General features: G+C 35.4%; 16 protein-coding genes and 1 tRNA gene. 15 read left to right on the forward strand and 2 right to left on the reverse strand.

The features are described 5' to 3' along the window. Positions 1–33: 33 nt before the first annotated feature. The 5 genes from tkt to BR30_RS0120280 all read left to right on the forward strand — a co-directional run bounded on the left by tkt (position 34) and on the right by BR30_RS0120280 (position 6,787). Complete coding sequence (gene tkt, locus BR30_RS0120260; RefSeq protein ID WP_026566601.1) at positions 34–2,040, forward strand: transketolase; 2,007 nt, start codon at positions 34–36, stop codon at positions 2,038–2,040. A gap of 245 nt (positions 2,041–2,285) precedes the next feature. After that, positions 2,286–2,726, forward strand: coding sequence for a sporulation inhibitor of replication protein SirA (gene sirA / locus BR30_RS0120265; protein WP_026566602.1), 441 nt, complete (start codon positions 2,286–2,288; stop codon positions 2,724–2,726). A 71-nt stretch (positions 2,727–2,797) separates the two neighbouring features. Further along, entirely contained in the window at positions 2,798–3,010 is a 213-nt protein-coding gene (locus BR30_RS0120270) for a YneF family protein (protein ID WP_373561664.1), read from the forward strand. 230 nt (positions 3,011–3,240) lie between these two features. Further along, the gene (locus tag BR30_RS0120275; RefSeq protein ID WP_026566604.1) at positions 3,241–4,992 is read left to right on the forward strand and encodes an ABC transporter transmembrane domain-containing protein; all 1,752 of its coding nucleotides are present in this window, start codon (positions 3,241–3,243) and stop codon (positions 4,990–4,992) included. Between the two features lies 1 nt (position 4,993). Further along, positions 4,994–6,787 carry an ABC transporter ATP-binding protein gene (locus BR30_RS0120280; protein WP_026566605.1) on the forward strand — a complete coding sequence of 598 codons (1,794 nt, stop codon included), beginning with the start codon at positions 4,994–4,996 and terminating at the stop codon, positions 6,785–6,787. Between the two features lie 107 nt (positions 6,788–6,894). On the opposite strand, the gene BR30_RS34045 is transcribed toward BR30_RS0120280, so the two are convergent. Continuing rightward, positions 6,895–7,071, reverse strand: coding sequence for an aspartyl-phosphate phosphatase Spo0E family protein (locus BR30_RS34045; RefSeq protein ID WP_035445758.1), 177 nt, complete (start codon positions 7,069–7,071; stop codon positions 6,895–6,897). A 280-nt stretch (positions 7,072–7,351) separates the two neighbouring features. Here BR30_RS34045 and BR30_RS0120295 point away from each other — a divergent pair, with 280 nt between their 5' ends. Further along, the gene (locus BR30_RS0120295) at positions 7,352–8,059 is read left to right on the forward strand and encodes a cytochrome c biogenesis CcdA family protein (RefSeq protein WP_026566606.1); all 708 of its coding nucleotides are present in this window, start codon (positions 7,352–7,354) and stop codon (positions 8,057–8,059) included. 176 nt (positions 8,060–8,235) lie between these two features. After that, complete coding sequence (locus tag BR30_RS0120300; RefSeq protein ID WP_026566607.1) at positions 8,236–8,715, forward strand: CcdC family protein; 480 nt, start codon at positions 8,236–8,238, stop codon at positions 8,713–8,715. Positions 8,716–8,791: 76 nt separating this feature from the next. On the opposite strand, the gene BR30_RS0120305 is transcribed toward BR30_RS0120300, so the two are convergent. Continuing rightward, the gene (locus BR30_RS0120305; RefSeq protein WP_026566608.1) at positions 8,792–9,217 is read right to left on the reverse strand and encodes a DUF2621 domain-containing protein; all 426 of its coding nucleotides are present in this window, start codon (positions 9,215–9,217) and stop codon (positions 8,792–8,794) included. 265 nt (positions 9,218–9,482) lie between these two features. On the opposite strand from BR30_RS0120305, the gene BR30_RS36840 reads away from it, so the two are divergent. The 8 genes from BR30_RS36840 (at position 9,483) to BR30_RS34055 (ending at position 19,927) form a co-directional block, all read left to right on the forward strand. After that, a tRNA-Sec gene (locus BR30_RS36840) sits at positions 9,483–9,579 on the forward strand. Positions 9,580–9,749: 170 nt separating this feature from the next. Further along, positions 9,750–10,721: a tyrosine-type recombinase/integrase gene (locus tag BR30_RS0120310; protein WP_026566609.1), complete on the forward strand. Its 972-nt coding sequence runs from the start codon at positions 9,750–9,752 to the stop codon at positions 10,719–10,721. Continuing rightward, a complete protein-coding gene (locus tag BR30_RS38040; RefSeq protein ID WP_155928730.1) occupies positions 10,702–10,899 on the forward strand; it encodes a hypothetical protein in 198 nt (65 codons plus the stop codon). Before BR30_RS0120310 ends, BR30_RS38040 begins: the two co-directional genes overlap by 20 nt. A gap of 432 nt (positions 10,900–11,331) precedes the next feature. Beyond that, positions 11,332–11,940: a hypothetical protein gene (locus BR30_RS0120320; RefSeq protein WP_155928732.1), complete on the forward strand. Its 609-nt coding sequence runs from the start codon at positions 11,332–11,334 to the stop codon at positions 11,938–11,940. 156 nt (positions 11,941–12,096) lie between these two features. Beyond that, positions 12,097–13,077, forward strand: coding sequence for a hypothetical protein (locus BR30_RS35360; RefSeq protein ID WP_051633689.1), 981 nt, complete (start codon positions 12,097–12,099; stop codon positions 13,075–13,077). A gap of 781 nt (positions 13,078–13,858) precedes the next feature. Further along, positions 13,859–15,286, forward strand: coding sequence for a hypothetical protein (locus tag BR30_RS0120335; protein ID WP_026566611.1), 1,428 nt, complete (start codon positions 13,859–13,861; stop codon positions 15,284–15,286). Positions 15,287–15,826: 540 nt separating this feature from the next. Beyond that, on the forward strand, positions 15,827–17,278 hold the full coding sequence (locus BR30_RS0120340; RefSeq protein ID WP_026566612.1) for a hypothetical protein: 1,452 nt from the start codon (positions 15,827–15,829) through the stop codon (positions 17,276–17,278). A gap of 549 nt (positions 17,279–17,827) precedes the next feature. After that, on the forward strand, positions 17,828–19,927 hold the full coding sequence (locus BR30_RS34055) for an ATP-dependent nuclease (RefSeq protein WP_081825514.1): 2,100 nt from the start codon (positions 17,828–17,830) through the stop codon (positions 19,925–19,927). Positions 19,928–19,939: the final 12 nt, after the last annotated feature.

The raw sequence follows: 19,939 nt of genomic DNA on the forward strand, positions 1-19,939 counted from the left end.
TTAGTACCTAGTCATTAGGAAAGGATGTAATTCATGTTTAATACTATTGATGATTTATCTGTTACCTCGATACGAACTTTATCGATTGATGCAATCGAGAAAGCAAACTCTGGACATCCAGGGATGCCAATGGGTGCAGCGCCAATGGCATATACTTTATGGACTCGTTTCATGAACCAAAATCCGAAGAATCCGCGCTGGTTTAACCGTGATCGTTTTGTTTTATCTGCTGGACATGGGTCAGCGTTGTTATACAGCATGCTTCACTTGTCTGGTTTTAATTTAACCATGGAGGACTTAAAACAATTCCGTCAATGGGGTTCAAAAACACCAGGTCATCCTGAATACGGCCACACTGAGGGTGTCGAAGCAACCACTGGTCCACTTGGACAGGGGATTGCAATGGCAGTGGGAATGGCAATGGCAGAGCGCCATGTTGCAAGTGTTTATAATAAAGATAAGTATGAACTTGTGAACCATTTTACATACAGCATTTGTGGAGATGGAGATTTGATGGAAGGTGTTTCTGCAGAGGCAGCTTCACTAGCAGGACACTTGAAACTAGGACGTTTAGTGGTCCTTTATGATTCAAACGATATCTCTTTAGATGGTGATTTAAATAAGTCTTTTTCAGAAAGTGTCAAAGATCGCTTCCTATCCTACGGCTGGCAATATCTTCGTGTGGAGGACGGAAACAATCTAGAAGAAATCGCAAAAGCGCTTGAAGAATCAAGAAATGATTTAGAACGACCAACGATGATTGAAGTAAGAACAGTTATCGGTTACGGTTCACCAAACCGTGCGGGTACATCAGGTGTTCATGGTTCACCACTTGGTGCTGATGAATTAAAACTTACTAAAGAATCCTATAAATGGACTTTTGAAGAAGATTTCCATGTACCACAGGAAGTCTATGACAACTTCCAAAAGCTTATAGTTGAAAATGGTGAGAAAAAGGAAAAAGAGTGGAATGACCTTTTCGCTCAATATACAAAAGAATACCCTGAATTAGCGGCTCAGCTTGAACAAGCATTAAATAATGAGCTTCCAGAGGGTTGGGATAAGGATATCCCTGTTTATAGTGAAGGGAAAAGCCTTGCAAGCCGTGCCTCATCAGGAGAAGTAATAAATGGGATTGCTAAAAATCTACCTATTTTTATTGGGGGATCAGCAGACCTTGCAGGATCTAATAAAACGATGATCAAAGGTACGAAAGACTTTATGCCAGGATCTTATGAAGGCCGCAATATCTGGTTTGGCGTTCGTGAATTTGGAATGGGTGCTGCAATGAACGGGATCGCTCTTCATGGCGGAGTAAAAGTTTTTGGCGGAACGTTCTTTGTTTTCTCTGATTATTTACGTCCAGCAATTCGACTTGCTGCGTTGATGGGATTACCTGTTACCTATGTATTTACGCATGATAGTATTGCTGTTGGGGAAGATGGACCAACGCACGAACCGGTAGAACAACTGGCAGCTTTACGTGCGATGTCAGGAATTTCAGTCATTCGCCCTGCAGATGGAAACGAAACAGCGGCAGCATGGAAGCTTGCTGTTGAGTCAACAGACAAACCAACTGCACTTGTGTTAACCCGTCAAGATTTACCTACATTAAAAAGTACGGATACCAATGCTTATGAGGGTGTTTCTAAAGGTGCCTATGTAGTTTCTCCTTCTGAAAGAGAAACTCCAGATGCATTGCTGTTAGCAACTGGATCTGAAGTAAGCCTTGCAGTGGAAGCTCAAAAAGCACTTGCGGGAGAAGGGGTTTATGTTTCTGTCGTAAGTATGCCGTCTTGGGATCGCTTCGAGCAACAATCCCAAGAATACAAAGACTCTGTCTTACCAAGAAGCGTGAAAAAGCGTCTTGGAATTGAAGTTGGCGCATCATTTGGCTGGCACAAATATACTGGTGACGAAGGCGATGTATTAGCAATTGATCATTTTGGAGCGTCAGCACCAGGAGAAAAGATTATGGAAGAATTCGGTTTCACCGTAGATAATGTAGCTGCACGTGTGAAGGCACTTTTACAAAAATAAGATAGTAATTCTAAGGAGAGCGGAATTTATCCGTTCTCTTTTTTGTTCGGACAGAAAATTTTTACAATAATATGAACAAAAATATTTTTGCAGGAAAATTCATAAAATCTACCGAAATATAAAAAATAGCTTGCAATTCTGATAATCGACAAAAATAGTGAAAGTTTTTGGCACCGTAAGACAAATGTTTCGCTTGTCTTTTTTTATAATAGTAAAAAGGGTAACCAACGAAGGAGAGAACAGTGGTGAGAAAATATCAACTATATTTAATAGAAGATGAATTTGCGACCCATTACTTCGGAAGAGAGCGATTGTTTTTTCAGCTTTTTCAAGAGAATCATAAAGCAAACGGTGAGTTTAAATTTATAACCCAAAAACAAATTTCCTATATAACAAGAAAGGTCGAGGCGCTAAAGATTCATCAACTTATATTAAAGCAGCTTGGAAAAATCAAGGGTTTTAAAGCAGAAAATGGTGCATATTCGATGGAATTAAGCGGAAAACTAAGTACGGCAAAGTTAGAGGTTTTCCAAGACTTAATTACCATTGATGCACAAGGAAGTTATGAAGCCGAGACTGCCTTTTTTGAAGTATTAAGAAAATGTGAGTCTTCCTTTTTAGCGCTCGACCTTGAACATCAACGATACGGCTGGTTAAAACCGATAAAAGAAAGAAAATTTATCTGATTGCAGATATTGTCTAATCGTGTTTTATTTAGTACACTGTATGGTAGACAACACGAAGGAGGAAGTTGAATATGTATTACGTTCTAGTTGGTATACTGGCACTAGCAGCTGGTGTAGCACTAGGATTTTTCATTGCTCGTAAATATATGATGAGCTACTTAAAGAAAAATCCGCCTATCAATGAACAAATGCTGAAAATGATGATGATGCAAATGGGTCAAAAACCATCACAAAAGAAGATCAACCAAATGATGGCTGCCATGAACAAGCAACAATCTAAATAAACGGACAAGCAAACACGATCCGATTAGACAAATAATTAACCACCTTTCTGAATTTATTTAAATTCCGACAGGTGGTTTTTATTTTCATAAAAGTGGATACTTATGTTTTTTAGTCCTTAGTAAGTATTCTTAATCTTTCTTATTTTGATAATATTTGGTAAAATTAAACCTCAGTTATTGGATTAATTTGCCTAATAGCAATAATTTTCTTGTGTTTTGGGGGCGGTTGGATGAAAGTATTTTTAGACTTAGGATGGTATTTTAAAAAAGAGAAAAAAGCGTATATTTCTGGGATATGCATTTTAATGCTTGTGGCTGTCCTTCAGTTAGTGCCGCCAATGGTCATTGGAATCATTGCTGACGAAATTAAGGATGGGACCATGACTAAGGGAACACTTCTTCAGTGGGTAGGTGCACTCATTGCTGTAGGTTTGGCTATGTATGTTCTCCGCTATTATTGGAGAGTGATGATTTTTGGTTCATCTGTAAAGCTCAGTAGACTGCTTCGGAATCGGCTGTATCAGCACTTTACCAATATGTCTCCATCATTCTACCAAAAACGTCGAATTGGCGATTTGATGGCCCATGCCACAAACGATCTGCAAGCGATTCAGCAAACGGCTGGTGTTGGCGTGTTAACTTTTGTTGATTCGCTGTCAACTGGTGGCTTTGTTATCTGTGCAATGGCATTTACAATCAGCTGGAAACTCACCTTAATTTGTTTGATTCCGATGCCCTTTATGGTCATCCTAACGAGTTGGTTTGGAACGATGCTCCATCGAAGCTTTTATCAGGCACAAGAAGCCTTTTCGTCCTTAAATGATAAAACTCAGGAAAGTATTACCGGGATTAAAGTCCTTAAGACATTTGGTCAGGAAAAGGAAGACATTGAGGACTTTCGGAAGCAATCAGAAGATGTTGTCCAAAAAAATATCATCGTTGCAAAAATTGATTCGCTATTTGATCCAACGATATCAATTATTGTGGGAATCTCCTTCTTTTTATCGATTGTATTTGGCTCCAAATACGTACTGAATGGAGAACTAACGATCGGACAATTACTTTCGTTTACTACATATTTAGGGTTGCTTATCTGGCCGATGCTTGCATTTGGTTGGTTATTTAATATCGTTGAGCGGGGCAGGGCTTCCTATGACCGTGTCAGCCTGCTCCTTCAGGAAAAAGTAGATATTACCGATCTTGAGGATGCCTTAAACGTAGTGCCGGCAGGGGAAATAGAATTCGATCTTGCGAAGTTTACTTATCCAGGTGAAACAAAACTTGTTTTAAATGATATTCACTTTTCACTGCAAGCAGGGGAAACACTTGGTATTGTAGGTAAAACGGGTGCAGGAAAAACAACTCTTTTAAAGTTGCTCATTCGGGAGTTTGATAGTTATCAAGGGAAAATTACCTTTGGTGGGAAGACACTTCAAGCCTACAAACTTGAAAAATTACGTGAAGCGATTGGTTATGTACCACAAGACCACTTTTTGTTTTCGGCCACAGTCGGTGAAAATATCGCCTTTACAAACCCTAACGCCACTACAGAGGAAGTAGAGAATGCCGCAAAGATAGCGAATATCCATGATGACATCCTCCAATTTGTAGATGGTTATCATACGGTTGTTGGGGAGAGGGGGGTGTCCTTATCTGGTGGGCAAAAACAGAGGATTTCGATTGCCCGGGCTATTTTGATGAATCCAGAAGTATTGGTTCTCGACGACTCCTTATCTGCGGTAGATGCAAAAACAGAGGAAGCCATCCTTTCCTCGTTAAGACAGAACAGGGAAGGAAAAACAACCATTATTACTTCCCACCGATTAAGCGCGATTCAACATGCCAATCTCATTCTCGTTCTCGATGAAGGTAAGATTGTCGAAAGAGGCACCCATGAAACACTAATGGAACTGGGCGGATGGTATAAGCAAATGTATTTACGCCAGCAGCTAGAAGAGCTGGTCGAGCATGGAGGACATTAATATGGAAGAAAAAATACAGCTTTCCGAGCGTGAACAACGAAATATATTATTCCGGCTGCTGTCCTACACGAAACCACATAAAAAACTGATAGGAATGGCATTTATCTTTCTATTATTAACAACCATCGGTGATATTGTCCTTCCGATCTTAGTCAAAATATTTATCGATGATTATTTAACACCTGGAAAGCTCGCTTTTCAACCTCTATTAATCCTTGGCTCCACTTATATGGGCATTCAAATCATAAAAGCCATTCTGATGTTTTTTCAATTTGTAAAATTCCAAGAACTTGCTTTAAAAATTATCCAACAGCTTCGAATCGATGTTTTTTCTAAAGTTCAGTCACTTGGGCTAAAATATTTTGATCAAACACCTGCCGGCAGTATCGTTTCTAGGGTAACGAATGATACCGAAGCGATTAAAGACATGTTTGTCACTGTCATTGCAACGTTTATCCAAGGTGGGTTTCTATTATCGGGGATTTTTATCGCGATGTTTATCTTGAATATCAAACTTGGATTATTATGCGTCATTATCCTTCCGATGCTATTATTTGTCATGAACCTCTATCGAAAGTTAAGTTCACGATTCTACCTTGATATGCGCGAACGATTGAGCCAGTTAAATGCCAAGTTAAGTGAATCTTTGTCAGGAATGGGCATCATTCAAGTGTTTCGTCAGGAAAAACGACTCCGTGCTGAATTTGGAATGATAAATGACCAACACTATCATGCAGGAATGAAGAATCTGAAGATTGACGGTCTGCTCTTAAGACCTGCGATTGATTTGATTTACATTTTAGCATTAATCATCGTGTTATCATATTTTGGGCTCACATCTTTGAACCATGTCATTGAAATCGGAGTTTTATATGCCTTCATCAACTATTTGGATCGCTTTTTTGAACCGGTTAATCAAATGATGATGAGACTTTCCTTGTACCAGCAAGCGATTGTCGCAGGATCACGCGTCTTCAAATTATTAGATGAGGAAGAGTTAGCACCGGCACAAAAGGAAGAAAATAGCCTATCGATTGAACTAGGAAAGATTGAATTTAAGGATTTAAGTTTTTCCTATAATGGGAGGCAGGATGTGCTTAAATCTATTTCTTTCACGGCAAATCCAGGCGAAACCGTCGCCCTAGTTGGTCATACCGGAAGTGGGAAAAGCTCCATCATCAATTTGCTGATGCGGTTCTATGAATATGAACGGGGTGACATCTTCATTGATGGACAATCAATTCGTAACTTCACAAAAACAGAGCTTCGGGAGAAAATGGGCCTCGTATTACAGGATCCATTTTTATTCTTCGGGACGGTAAAGGACAATATCCGCCTGCATATGAATGACATGACGGACGAACAAGTGGAAGAGGCGGCTAGGTTTGTCCAGGCCCATACCTTTATCGAAAAATTGGTGGATGGTTTTAACCATAAGGTGGTGGAGCGAGGGACCACTTTCTCTAGCGGTCAAAGGCAATTAATCGCCTTTGCTAGAACGGTTGCAACCAATCCGAAGATTTTGGTCCTAGATGAAGCAACAGCCAATATTGATACGGAAACAGAGGAAGCCATTCAAACAGCTCTCGCCAAAATGCGAAAAGGGCGAACAACCATTGCAATTGCTCATCGATTGTCAACGATTCAGGATGCAGATTTAATCTTAGTTTTGCATCAGGGCGAAATTGTCGAAAGAGGAACCCATCAAGAACTGTTGGCCCAAGGCGGGTTATACCATAAAATGTTCCTATTACAAAATGGAGTGGAAGAGCGTCTTGAGGATGTTGTGAATTGACAACAGAAGTTGTAAGCTCTATTTTATCTGAGTATGGACTGGAGATATACAATGAAGAAAGCCTGGCATCGCTGCCAGGCTTTTAGTATTTTTATAGGAGTTTTTTCTTAACAGGCTGATGATGGAACCTTTTTTATATATACACGATGATATTCATTTAAGAGGTGGTCAAGCTCCTGGCTGTAGCGAATCGCAACGGAGGATGTCAAGCCGTTGCTAGTAGCGACTTGAATTAATTCAGCTCGTTTTTTCTCAATTAAGTTAACTAAATCATTCTTTGTCACGGCCGATTTCCTTTCCAGAGTAACCCCTAAATATTGGTTAAAACAGAATACTAATATATCAAATTTCCATTGGTTTTACTAGTATAACCTATGTTGTAAATTTTTACAAAGAGAAATGTAAATAAATATCCATCCAATTTATGCATATATTTATTTGTAAAGGACTATTTGATAAAAGCAGAAAAACCAGCGGCGACACAAAATATTCAAGTTCATCATTATCATTTATAACAAACATTTGTTAGAATAGAAACGTATCGACTATAGTGGGAGTGTTAATATGTCAGATGTAAATATATTTTTAGCATTAGGGGCAGGATTTTTAAGTTTTATTTCACCATGTTGTTTACCGCTTTATCCTGCATTTCTCTCATATATCACAGGTATGTCTGTTGGTGAGTTAAAGAGTGAAAATGCCATGCTTCAAAAGCGGAGTCTACTCCACACCCTATTTTTTCTATTAGGCTTTTCGATTATTTTTATTGCGATTGGATTTGGAACTTCGTTTCTAGGAAGCTTTTTCTTACAGTATAAAGATCTGATTCGTCAGCTCGGCGGAATTTTTATTGTCTTCTTTGGTTTAGTGATCGTTGGAATTTTAAATCCGAAGTTTATGATGAAAGACCGTCGTATTGAATTTAAAAATCGTCCTTCCGGCTATTTTGGTTCTGTGTTAATTGGGATGGCGTTTGCCGCTGGGTGGACACCTTGTACCGGTCCAATTCTTTCATTTGTTATCTCGCTAGCAGCGACTAATCCTGGTTCTGGGATGATGTATATGATTGCTTATTCGCTAGGTTTTGCGATTCCATTCTTTATACTTTCATTCTTCCTTGGCCGTATGAATTGGATTAAGAAGAACAGCACGAAAATCGTCAAAATTGGTGGTTACATAATGATTGTCATGGGGATTGTTTTATTTTTTGACTGGATGACAAAAATCATTTCGATTTTTTCAAATCTGTTTGGTGGCTTTACAGGGTTCTAAATATATAAAAATATAAATATTAATTGTATAGGAAATTCCTGAGGAGGTTTTTCCTTTTTTGTATTAATAACTAGGTTGGTAAAAATGGGCTACCTTTTTATTGAGATAATTTTTTTCAAATCGATTTATTTGAGTTATAATGGGTTAGTAAATATATTAGATAAGGAATGAATCTAATGAACATAGTTCTTGCTTCTTCAATCGGAGCGGTGTTTATGGGTAGTCTGGCCTTAGTGGTCCGGATGAAAGCCGCAAAAAAACCCACCAATGCTCGTAAAATAATTCTACCGCCTCTGTTCATGTCAAGTGGGGCATTAATGTATATGGATCCGCAATTTAGACTAACTGGAGCAGAAATGATCGAGGCAGCGATTGTGGGGATGCTATTCTCTATTTTACTTATTAAAACCTCGAAGTTTGAGATCCGCGATAATGATATTTATCTAAAACGGTCCAAGGCATTTTTCTTTATATTGATTGGGCTATTAGTTGTTCGCCTAGTTATGAAGTCGATACTAAGTGCGACCATCGATATTGGTGAACTAAGCGGCATGTTCTTCTTCCTAGCCTATTGTATGATTGTGCCTTGGCGAATTGCGATGTATTTGGACTATAAAAAACTGTTTAAACAGCTTCATGGTGATAAACAGATATAGTTTGGTGTGGAAAACTGGTCCTTTAGAGGGTCAGTTTTTTTCATTGAAAAACAAAAAACCGTCCCATGATGGACGGTTAAAATAGGTGCTCGAAGGGAGCTACATCAATTCGATTTTCAAAAAGCTTTTTACGTAAGAATTTATGATCTCTTTTTGGTGTTGCTTGGATATAGCCACGAATAACTAAATCTTGAGTAATTTTTGGAGCTTTTTCTTTTAAGGCGATTTCGCCAATTTTTCCAGCAATCTTATGTCTGGCCACATCACGGAAAAGCTCGGGAACAGGGCTGACTAAATCCTCAAGGAGATCTTTCTCCTCAAGTCCCCACAAGTGACGGGATTCATTAACATAATGTTCTTCCCAATCCATAACGGACTTACCGTCTTCTTTCGGCATCTTTTTCAAAAACTTTCGGAACATAAAAAATCCACCAATGGCAAAAGAACCAACTAGGAAAAATACCCAGAAGAGGATAAACCATAAAAACCAACCATGAAGCATATCTATTCACCTACAAGATAACTATTTTTCTTCTTATTATAGTCTGTTTGTATGGATTAAGACAAGTATCGATGGTTTTAGGAGCATATTGGCAAGCCAGATTACGGTTCTTTTATTGTTGAAAAGCTTGTCGATAAAGTGACAGGTACGCCGATTGTATTGATTAATACCATTTTTCATTGTAATATGATAACAAATGCAGGAAAGTAAAATAACTTAAATTAAACTATGTTACTATAGTTCTATCTTCCTGAAAATTTTCTATGGGGCTGAATGGGGTACTGGTGTCCTCCACAGTCTTCAAAACTGCTTGAGACCTGCGTGCCAGGTCTGGTGGGTTCGATTCCCACGCAGTCCCGCCAAAATAATGTTTTCAAATTAACACCGAATAAGTGTTTGTGCTTATTCCCAAACGGATTTCGACCAGTCTCACGAAAGACTGTGTTAGGCTGTAATGAAAAACCGTTTTAGACTGATACATAAAACCGTTCAACCTCTTACGTAATTTTTATTATGAAAGGGGTTTTTTATTTTGCGTCAAGGTCAATTAAGGCGTGTTAAACGTGAAGCAAAATCAGTAAATGATGGAGGTTTTGCTTATTCCATTTCAGAGATGTTTGAGCAATTCATGTTAATTAAAAAGGGAGAGGGATTAGCAAAAAGAACCATTAAAGAATATTACAATAACTTTCAATACTTTATGGAATATATAGGTAGAGAAATATCAGCAAAGGAAATGACTACAGAGGTTTTTACTGGATGGATAAGTTACATGTGTGATGAGTTGGATTACTCACCTGCAACTGTAAACATACGTGTTAGAACAATGAGGTCATTTTTACGATACATCCATGAAGATAAGCAGTGGATTCAAGAAGCTATTCACAAACGCTTTAAGCCAATCAAAGCACCTATTGATAATGTTGAAGCATTCACACCAGAAGAATTTAAAAGGCTTTTAGGTGCCATTGATGAGTCCTCCTATACTGGGTTTAGAACCAAGGTAATTTTGTTTGTTCTAATAGATACTATGGTTCGGGTATCCGAATTAGTTGATATTAAAAGGAAAAATGTTAATTTTAAAAATTTAACCATTCAATTAGAGGCAGCTGATACGAAAGTTAGAGTTGCTCGTACTGTTCCTATATCAGCAAAAACAGCGAAATTGCTTAGTGAGTATATGGTTGAAACAGAGGATTTTGGGAATGAATATGTGTTTTTAACGTATGAGGGTGAAAGAATGAGTGAGGCTACTGTACGAGACAATATGAGGTTATATGGTCATGTTGCAGGTATTAATAATAAACGCTGCAGTCCTCACACACTGCGTCATACTGGTGCTTTATTCTATATATTAAATGGTGGTGACCCATTCAGTTTGCAGCGTATACTCGGACATTCGCATATGAATATGGTAAGGCGGTACGTGCAAATGACAAATATGGACGTACAAAATCAGCATAATATTCATTCCCCGTTGAATTATGTTTTTAGTAAAAAGTAACAAAGAAGAAATGGGGGATTCATTTAAAAAAATTTGTATAGAAATGGAAGGATATCTTAGGATGATAAAGATAGACACAAATGGTCAGATTTTCTTAATTGAGAGAAATGACCTTAAAGCAGGTATAAAGAATAGTGCGAATACGAGGCATTTTTCCGAAGAAATAGAGCGAGCATAAAACCATATATTACCTTTATATAGAAAATTGGAAATAGAAAACCTTGAGCAATACCTTATTAAGATATTTAATCCAAAATTCAATCAACTGAAATGGTCTGATTATGCCATTCTGTCTAGAATTAAAGAGTTTGAAATATAAAAAGTAAAACCACAACATGTAAGCTAAGGGAGCAGTCATATGACTGTTCTCTTTTCTTTTTGTTGTGTAAAGGTTAATACCTCTTTCAAAAGAAAAATAAGGTAGTAACTTATAAGGGTAACATGGGTATTAATTTCAAATGCTATATTTTTAATATATTAAAATAACATTATGTATCTTAGATTATTCTTTTGCGAGTGGGATGAAGGTTATATTTCAGTGTATTAGTGTGTTACTTAGTTATCAGAACATTCAGTTTATTTATTGAAAAAAATGTTCCAGTATAGTAATATGAATGAGGAAGTAAAGTTTGGAGGTGAAATAGTGTTCATCGCTTATACAGATTGTTCAGTAAAAGGGGGAACAACATTTCTAGCTTTCGTTATTATCTTTGAAGATAAAAGCATAATTCGTAGGAGGATAGTTGTTGATGAATCCGATAGCAACGTTGCCGAAGCATTGGCAATTTCAGAGTTACTATCATTTCTCCGTTACTACAATTTAAGAGACGGTTTATTGTTGTTTGACTCAAATGGGGTTAAAAAGCAACTTAGAAAGAAGAGTAGCAAGTTGCATAAACACATACCTAAAGACACGTATAAGGGGCTCAGAAATCTTAATGTGAGGACACAGGTATTCCCTAGAAAATTTAATCTCGCACACAGAGTATGCTATGAGAATAAATGCTTCACATCACATCCAATTTCATTAATAAATCGCAGCTATTATCAAAAGATTGAGAATTACCCAGATTACTTTATACAATTATCAGTGCTAGAAGAATACAGGCAGCTGTACAAAAAGCGTTTAGCTACCTTTCATGAGGCACAAATGAAGCTAAATATGAAAAGATGGTTAGGTGACATTGTTGAGGATTTAGATGGGGTTAAAGTGTATTAGATAAATGATAGAAGAATTAGGGTGCATGGAGATACCATTGTAAAGATTACTAAGGTTAATTATGTCCAAATTGGAAGTACTGGAGAGTAATGAGAAAGAGGAAAAGATTAATGAGAATGTTGAAAGTTCGCACTAATAGTTAAATAGGAGGTAAATATGGCTAAAAAAAAGACTCACGAAGAGTTTGTTAATCAGGTATATGAATTAAGTGGTGAGAACTACATAGTGATAGAACAGTATATTGACGCTAAAACAGAAATAAGATTCAAACATAATGATGAGAAGAATTGCCCAGAAGGCTTTACAGAAGGATTTCTAATGACCCCAAATCGATTCTTAAGTGGACAAAGATGTACAAAATGTAGGCATAAACGAAGTCACGAAAAAACTACTAAAACTCATGAACAATTTGTAAAAGAGGTGTTACAGTTAGTTGGTAATAAATATACTGTATTAAGTAGGTATAACGGAACGGATAAACATGTAAAAATGAAACACAACAATGAATCCTGTGGTTATTATGAATATCCTGTTACACCTAACAAGTTTCTACTGGGCAGACGCTGTCCAAAATGTTCTTATAGGAAGAGAGCAGTAGATAAAAGAAAAAGCTTAGAAAAGTTTAAACAAGAAGTTTTTACCTTAACAGGTGGGGAATATGAGGTGTTAAGTCGTAGCTATTCTAACAACCATACAAAAGTGAAAATGAGACACATAAACGATTATTGTGATTATCATACTTGGTATATTAAGCCAAACAATTTCCTTAATGGTCAGAGATGTCCTTTGTGTAAGGAAAGTAAAGGTGCTAGACGAATACGATTATTTTTACAAACAAATAAAATAAAGTTTGATAGGGAATACACATTTGATGTCTTGAGAGGCGTTAATGGCTCAGAACTTAGGTTTGATTTTGTTATATACAACGAGGATGGTAGCCTTAAACTTCTAATTGAGTATGATGGAGAGTTCCATGATAAACAGATACACGAAGAACATGACTTAAAAACCCAGCAGTATCATGATATGCTTAAGGACGAGTATACTATTAAGAATAATATAAACTTGATTAGAATAAGTTATCGTGAGCAAGATGATATTGAAAACATCTTGAGAAATGTTCTAAGACTGGTATAGAGTTGATTCGCTATTTGTCCTATTCAACGACCGTATTGAGTACTTTATTTATTTTTACTATGAAAAATCTATTGCATTCCGATAATGATAATAGTATAATATATATACTAAAATTAATAATTGAATTACATCAAACAAATAAACTATGTAAGGAGTGAAACTACATGCAACCGCCTCATTAGGAGGCACACCTATATTCTGTATGCCTATGATTAAATCATAGGTTGGTATGATTTATACCTTTATTTACAGGGATAAGTGTGTTTTCTAACGGGGTAGGTACATGTAGTTTCACTCCTTTTTTGTGTTTTCTAGGGGAAGGCTAAAACAAAACAAACTAAATCGAAAGAGAGGGTCGAGTAATAAAAATAGTATGAGCGAGAGGAGTTATTGACAGCTCCAAATGAATGTTTAATATCAGTAAAAAACAAGTATTCAAAATCAGAAGAGTTTCAAGAAAAATAAAAAGGATTAAGTTGACTGTATATGTTCCATTTCAGCTTAAAAATAAAGTATGTTGGTAAAAGCATTGTCCTAAGGTAGCAGGTTTGAGTTTTACCAATATGACTCAATGGTAGATATCGAACATAGCATGTTTCAAATACACCAAATCATAAAATACAAAAAAACACCAATTTTATTTGTCAAAAAAACTAGTAAAAACCTATCAAAATTAAGGTGACAATTTCAAGTACTAAGTATTAAGAATATTAGTACTTACTATTAGAAATTGTCACCTTAAAATAGTCAGTAAAAACCAATCAAAAATGGAGGTCAAATAGTGGTAAAAAATCAGTTTTATAAGAAGCGTATTTTAGAAACTGTAGATGCTTTACATTTAGTTGGAACAGAAGCAATGAATAAAGCATTTGCTAAAAATGGGAAGTTAAATAGTAATAACAGGAAGTCACTTGATAGAAGATTGACTAAGAAGTTCACTATCGTTAACAAGATTGAACTAAATGGTCGTATTGCTTATGAAGTCGATGGAGAATACGAACATGTCGATGCAGGAGGTCGATTAAAAGGAAGTGGTAAAGCTCCTGCACCATATATAGATGACTTTAAGTCGTTAGCACTAATCTACATGTGGAAGAACAAGAACGTCGAACCTTTATCTCTTCTAACACATCTTTCTAAAATGGGAGTTGTAACTGGCAAGTTCGTAGCGTGTACCTACGATGCAGATATTCGAAAAAGTAATACTAAGTCATTGCAGAAGCTATGGAGTAATATCAAAGGTTATAAACCTAATGAGCATGATGTCGACTTCGTAGATAACTATGTAAATAACGAATCTAATCGTTTAAAGCGTAACTATATAACGTTCATGGAGGAATTGCAGAAGCTTCAAGTATTAAATTTTAAAGATATCATGTATGGTAAAACGACTAAAAATTCTAAACGACCTTTAACAATAAAAGAAATAGTATCGGTTGATAAGTTGCAGCGTAGATTTATGAAAGAATTTGGAATCATGAAGCAAGATATGTATAAGTCAGATTGCGAAAAGGTTATAGCTTACAAGGAGAAGTTTAAGAATAACCTTATTCGAAAGCATAAGCTAGAGTACATCTTTAAAGCTTATAAATATGAGTTCACATGTGACCTAGAAAGCTTAGAACGAGTTGCAGTAGACTTGGGGATAATTTACGAAGGTGGAACACTTATCAAAACACTATTCAAGCAAACACATAGCAAACATGTGTTATTACTTGCAGAAGGTCGAAAGTCAGTTAACAAGTCGGATAAGTTACGAATCAAGGAATTGAAGAAGAAGAACCTATATGTTCCGATGTTCGAATGGAGTAATGTATACTTTGAATTCAAACCTGCTGTATACGTAGAAGAACCATCTGCACCAGTTAAAGTAGTTAGTGCAGAAGATATTCAACGATTTACAATTGCAACGTACTTTACAGAGGTTACGGAAGCTGACTATCTACAACACCTAGCAGATATGCAAGATTTAGAGCGAGAAATTTCTGATGCAGAGGGTAGAACTTTAACTATTGATGAAGTAGAAAATATTCCACAATTAGCACATGAGATTGAAGCAATACAGCGAGAAGAATTGTACGAAGTAATACGATTAGATGAACTATATCAAGCTAAAGCAATTGCTAAAGTAAAAGCAGCTTGGGAGGTAGATATGGGGTATGAGTTAAGCGAAGAAGAAGTTAAAAGATTATTAAAAATAGCTAATTAATAGACGAATGTATTGTTGAAGTAAACTATGAATTTAAGTGAATAGATATGTACTCTTAGGAATTAAAACATACAAAGGGAACGAGGAATTAAACTTAAGTTACATCAGTTGAGCAAAATTTCAGATAAAGAACTACAAACAGAGATAATGAAAGAAGTAATGAATTATTATACATGTGGACATCTAGATTATCTGATGGGTTTTGTATGTAGGAGATTAATAATAGGAGTGTTCTCAAAATTGAGGATATTCTTTTTCTTTTATGCTTAAAGTTTTTTATTTAAGGGGTATGGGCATCTAGAAAGTTACTGTTCAGTAGCTTGTTCTACACGCTTCTATATATAATTCCGATACGATAAGGATTGAATTGTTGAATAAGAAACCATAAACAATTAAAAATACTGGAAATTCAAGGTCGTTTACGATAAATGTTTGAAGATATATTATAGAATTAAATATTCCCCTTTCAATTTTTTGATATCCACTATGAATATGATTAAACATAGGCTTAAGATTTAGAACTAATGGAGATGTAATTAAATGACAATCTTAGAGTTTGAAGTAGTGGTATTAATAGGAAATAATTTAAAATACTACGAAAATTTAGGATATGAAATACCTAAAAGGATAGATACGAGAGGTGTACTTAGATATGTGGAAGGAACTACAATAAGTGTAAAGGTAGAGCACTTGCAAATTGGGAGTAATGTGCCTGTAACAAGAGTTTGTGACGATTGTGGAGAAGTAGCTAATGGTGTAAAGTATTACAAAATAATTAATGCAAGGAGAAAAGTAGATGGCAAGGATAGATGTAAAAGTTGTGCATATAAGATAAGTCAAGCAAAAAAAGTTAAGAAATATATAGAAGATGGAAATAGTATAGCAGAAACAAATCCTCATTTAGCAAGTTTGTTTCTAAATAAGGAAGACTCATATAATAATACACAACATTCAAGTAAGAAAGCATACTTCGTTTGTCCAGATTGTAAAAGTGTAATGTTTAAAACAATTGGTACTGTATGTGTTCAAGGTCTCGGTTGTGCAACTTGTTCAGATGGAGTTTCATATAGTGAGAAATTTTTAATACAGATGCTAAAGCAATTAGAAGTAAAATATGCCACTCAAAAGCTTTTCAAATGGTCTCAAAGAAAAAGATATGATTTCTTCATAGGTGACAAGAACATGATTATTGAAGCACATGGTAGTCAGCACTACCAAGAAACTACAAGAGGAAGAAGTTTAAAAGAAGAGCAAGAAAATGATTTGTTGAAATATAAAAATGCTATAAGCAATGGAATTGATAATTATATTGTTCTTGATTGTAGAGAATCAGAAATGGGATATGTAAAAAATAGTATTCTAAACAGTGAATTAAACGGTACATTTGATTTATCTTCAATAGATTGGGAAGCGTGTCATAAAAACTCTTTAACTTCGTTTGCCTATGAAAGTTGGAAACTATATGAAGAAGGTTTAAGCTTAATGGATATTTCCAATAAATTAGGTATTGGTAATGCGAGTATTCGTAAATATTTAAAGCAGGGTGCAAAAGTTGGTATGTGTAGTTATACCACTGAAAATTGGTACGAAAAAAGAGAGAAGCCTATTCTTCAAATTTCTTTAGATGGTGAATTGATAAAGGAACATAGAGGTTTAAGATTTGCAAGTAGACACCTTGGAAAACCAAATCACTCAAATATATTGGATGTCTTGCAAGGAAGACAATCTACTGCATATGGATTTAATTGGATATACAAAGAGGATTATGAGAAGTACCTAAGTGGTAAATTAAGTACGAGAGAGGATAATAATAGGTCTCCAGTAGTACAAATATCTTTAGACGATGAATATATCAAAACTCATAATTCTATAGAAAGTGCGAGAAAAGAACTTTGTATACCGCATGCAAAAGGAATAACTGCAGTATGCAAAGGAAGACAAAAAACTGCATACGGTTTCAAATGGATGTACAAAGAGGATTACAATAAATAATATAGTGAGAATAAATTTAAATAATTCATATAAGATTGTTAATGATTCAACTATTGTAAGGTTCGAGGAATTGAGTGACAAATGTGTAAGTTCTTTGCATGATTTATAGAAATACTAAAACTGTTGCAAAAGATGGATTCATAAAGAACACACTGCCAAATAGGCAATTGGAATTGCAGAATCCACATACAAAACGGATAGAAGTAAATTTAAAGATGGTGGAGAAAAGAGTTTCAGAAGAATGAGGAGAGTCACTCAGGTGAGGCTCTTCTTTTTGTATGTTGAAGTAATTGATTAAAACCTAAGCCGAAAAAAGAACATGTTTTTACAAAGATTAATAAAACTCGTCTTTTATTATCGAATAATAGTTCGAATAAGTGTATTCTCCAATACTCTTTTTCTCAAAAACACATGGTATAATATTCCTACATTAGAAGATAGAGGTTCATTATCATAACGGTTGGATTACACATGTAAGTGTTATAAGTTATGTCTTTGGACGGTTAGCATACAGATGAAAAAAGCCAGAAGAAGATAGTTATTAGTAGAATGGATAGAAGTATTCTTTTAGCTAGAGGTAACAAGCATATGAAAGTGATTGGAAAAGCAGAACTTACTGGAGGGGTAGTATTGTATTTATCGGATTTATACATAAGTAATTACCGTAGTATTAAAAATTTACATATTCCGTTTGGACTAGGAAGAAATGTATTAGTAGGTAAAAACAATGCAGGCAAGAGTAACATCATTAAAGCAATGGGGAATGTAATAGGGGAAAGTCGGGGGCAGCGATTAGAGATAAACGATTTCCATGCTACAGAAGTGAATGACTCTGGACATAACAAACTAGTAAATGCTAAGGAATTATTTATAGCAGTAAAATTAAGGGGTTTAATAGAAAATATTGAACTGCCGCCAAGTACTACTATACAGGAAGATGGCATGCTAAATTGGTACAAGGAAGTAGATGGAATAAGACAATTAAACGATATTTTAAAAATGGATGTTTCTGAGGTTGAATTCAGAAGAAAAAGATATAAACGTGAAGAACTACAACAGGTGTTAGAAGATATTGAAGAAGTAATATTGTATATGCATGCTGAAAGGGATGAATATATCTCAGAAAAATTCCATGGAGTAATAGTGAAATTTAAGGGTGAAGAATTTTACAGAAGATGGTTATTAGGGAGTAGGTATTCCAAGAACTTTATTACAATAACTATTCTTCCATCCTTTAGAGAACCAGAAAGTCAGTTAAAGCTAGGGGAGTCTACTTGGTACAATAAATTAATAAGAAATATGTGGGAAAACAGGGATAAAACAATGAATCCCGAATTTGAGAATTTGAACAAAAGATTAATATCTATGAGTAATCACATTTTTGAAAATGCAACAGAGGATTTTCGAACTAAATTCCCTAATTTATTCCCTGAAAGTTCTCTCAATTTTAGGTTCATTTCTAATGATTTAGACCAGCTTTATAAAGAGGTGCAACTGTATATTGATGATGGCTTTGAGACAACATTACACGAAAAGGGCAGTGGTATGCAAAGTGTAGTAATTATCAATTTATTCTCCTACTATTGTTCAATGTTTCATAAAGGAAACTCATTACTCGCCTTAGAAGAACCTGAGTTATATCTTCATCCACAAGCAAGGAGAATGGTTGCAGCAAAGTTAGATGAATTTATAACGCAAGGTGGAATAGGTCAAAATCAAGTTATAATCACAACTCATAGTGTAGAATTTCTAAGGGATACAAATGTTGAAAACATTATCGTCATAAAATCAGGAGAGGATAAAAGTACACAGGCATATTATATTCAAGCCGATGAACCGAGGACAAAGGAATTTCAAAAATTAAGACAATTATTATGGAATAAGAATTCCGAGTTGTTCTTTGCGGACAAAGTTATTTTGGTAGAAGGAGGGGAAGAATACCTAATTCCTGCCATTGCGGATGATATGTATGGTGAAAAAGGTTTTTTGGATAAAAACAATATTTCTGTTATTCAAGTTGGTGGAAAAAGTCAATTCCCGAGTTACATAAAGATTTTGAAAGACTTGGGTATAAGATATTATGCTATAGCTGATTTTGATTATTTAGAAAGAGGATTGGAACAAATATCAAACTATGTAAGTGATTTTGACAACAATACATTAGGTGAAATCCGTAATGGGATGAAGGCATATAAATCTGAATTTACTAAAGCGAAAGAAATTAAAAATAAAATATTATCTCCAGAAAAACAAAAAGACGCTAAAGCGTTATGTCAATTACTTGATGAAATTTGTACTATGCAAGAGTATGACTCGAGGCTTCGAGAACTATGGTTATATCTTCGACCAAAGGTAAGCAAGAAGGTCACTTACGAAGATTTCCAAGATAACGAGCGGTTGAGAAACAAGGTAGATGAGTTTATGAGTATACTTTCAAAAAATAATATAATGATTCTTCGAAAAGGAGAACTTGAAGACTATTATACTGATGTGGCTGATAAAGTCATTAAGGATTCTGATTTAAAAAACAGAAAAGAATTAGCTGTGTTAAAACTATTAGAGTCGGTAACAAATGAGCAGTATACAATAAGCGATTTACTTGATGTTACAGAATATGGAAGAGCAATTCAGCAAGTTGTTGATATGTAATCAGATTATTTC

It is taken from the genome of Bacillus sp. UNC41MFS5, assembly GCF_000686805.1.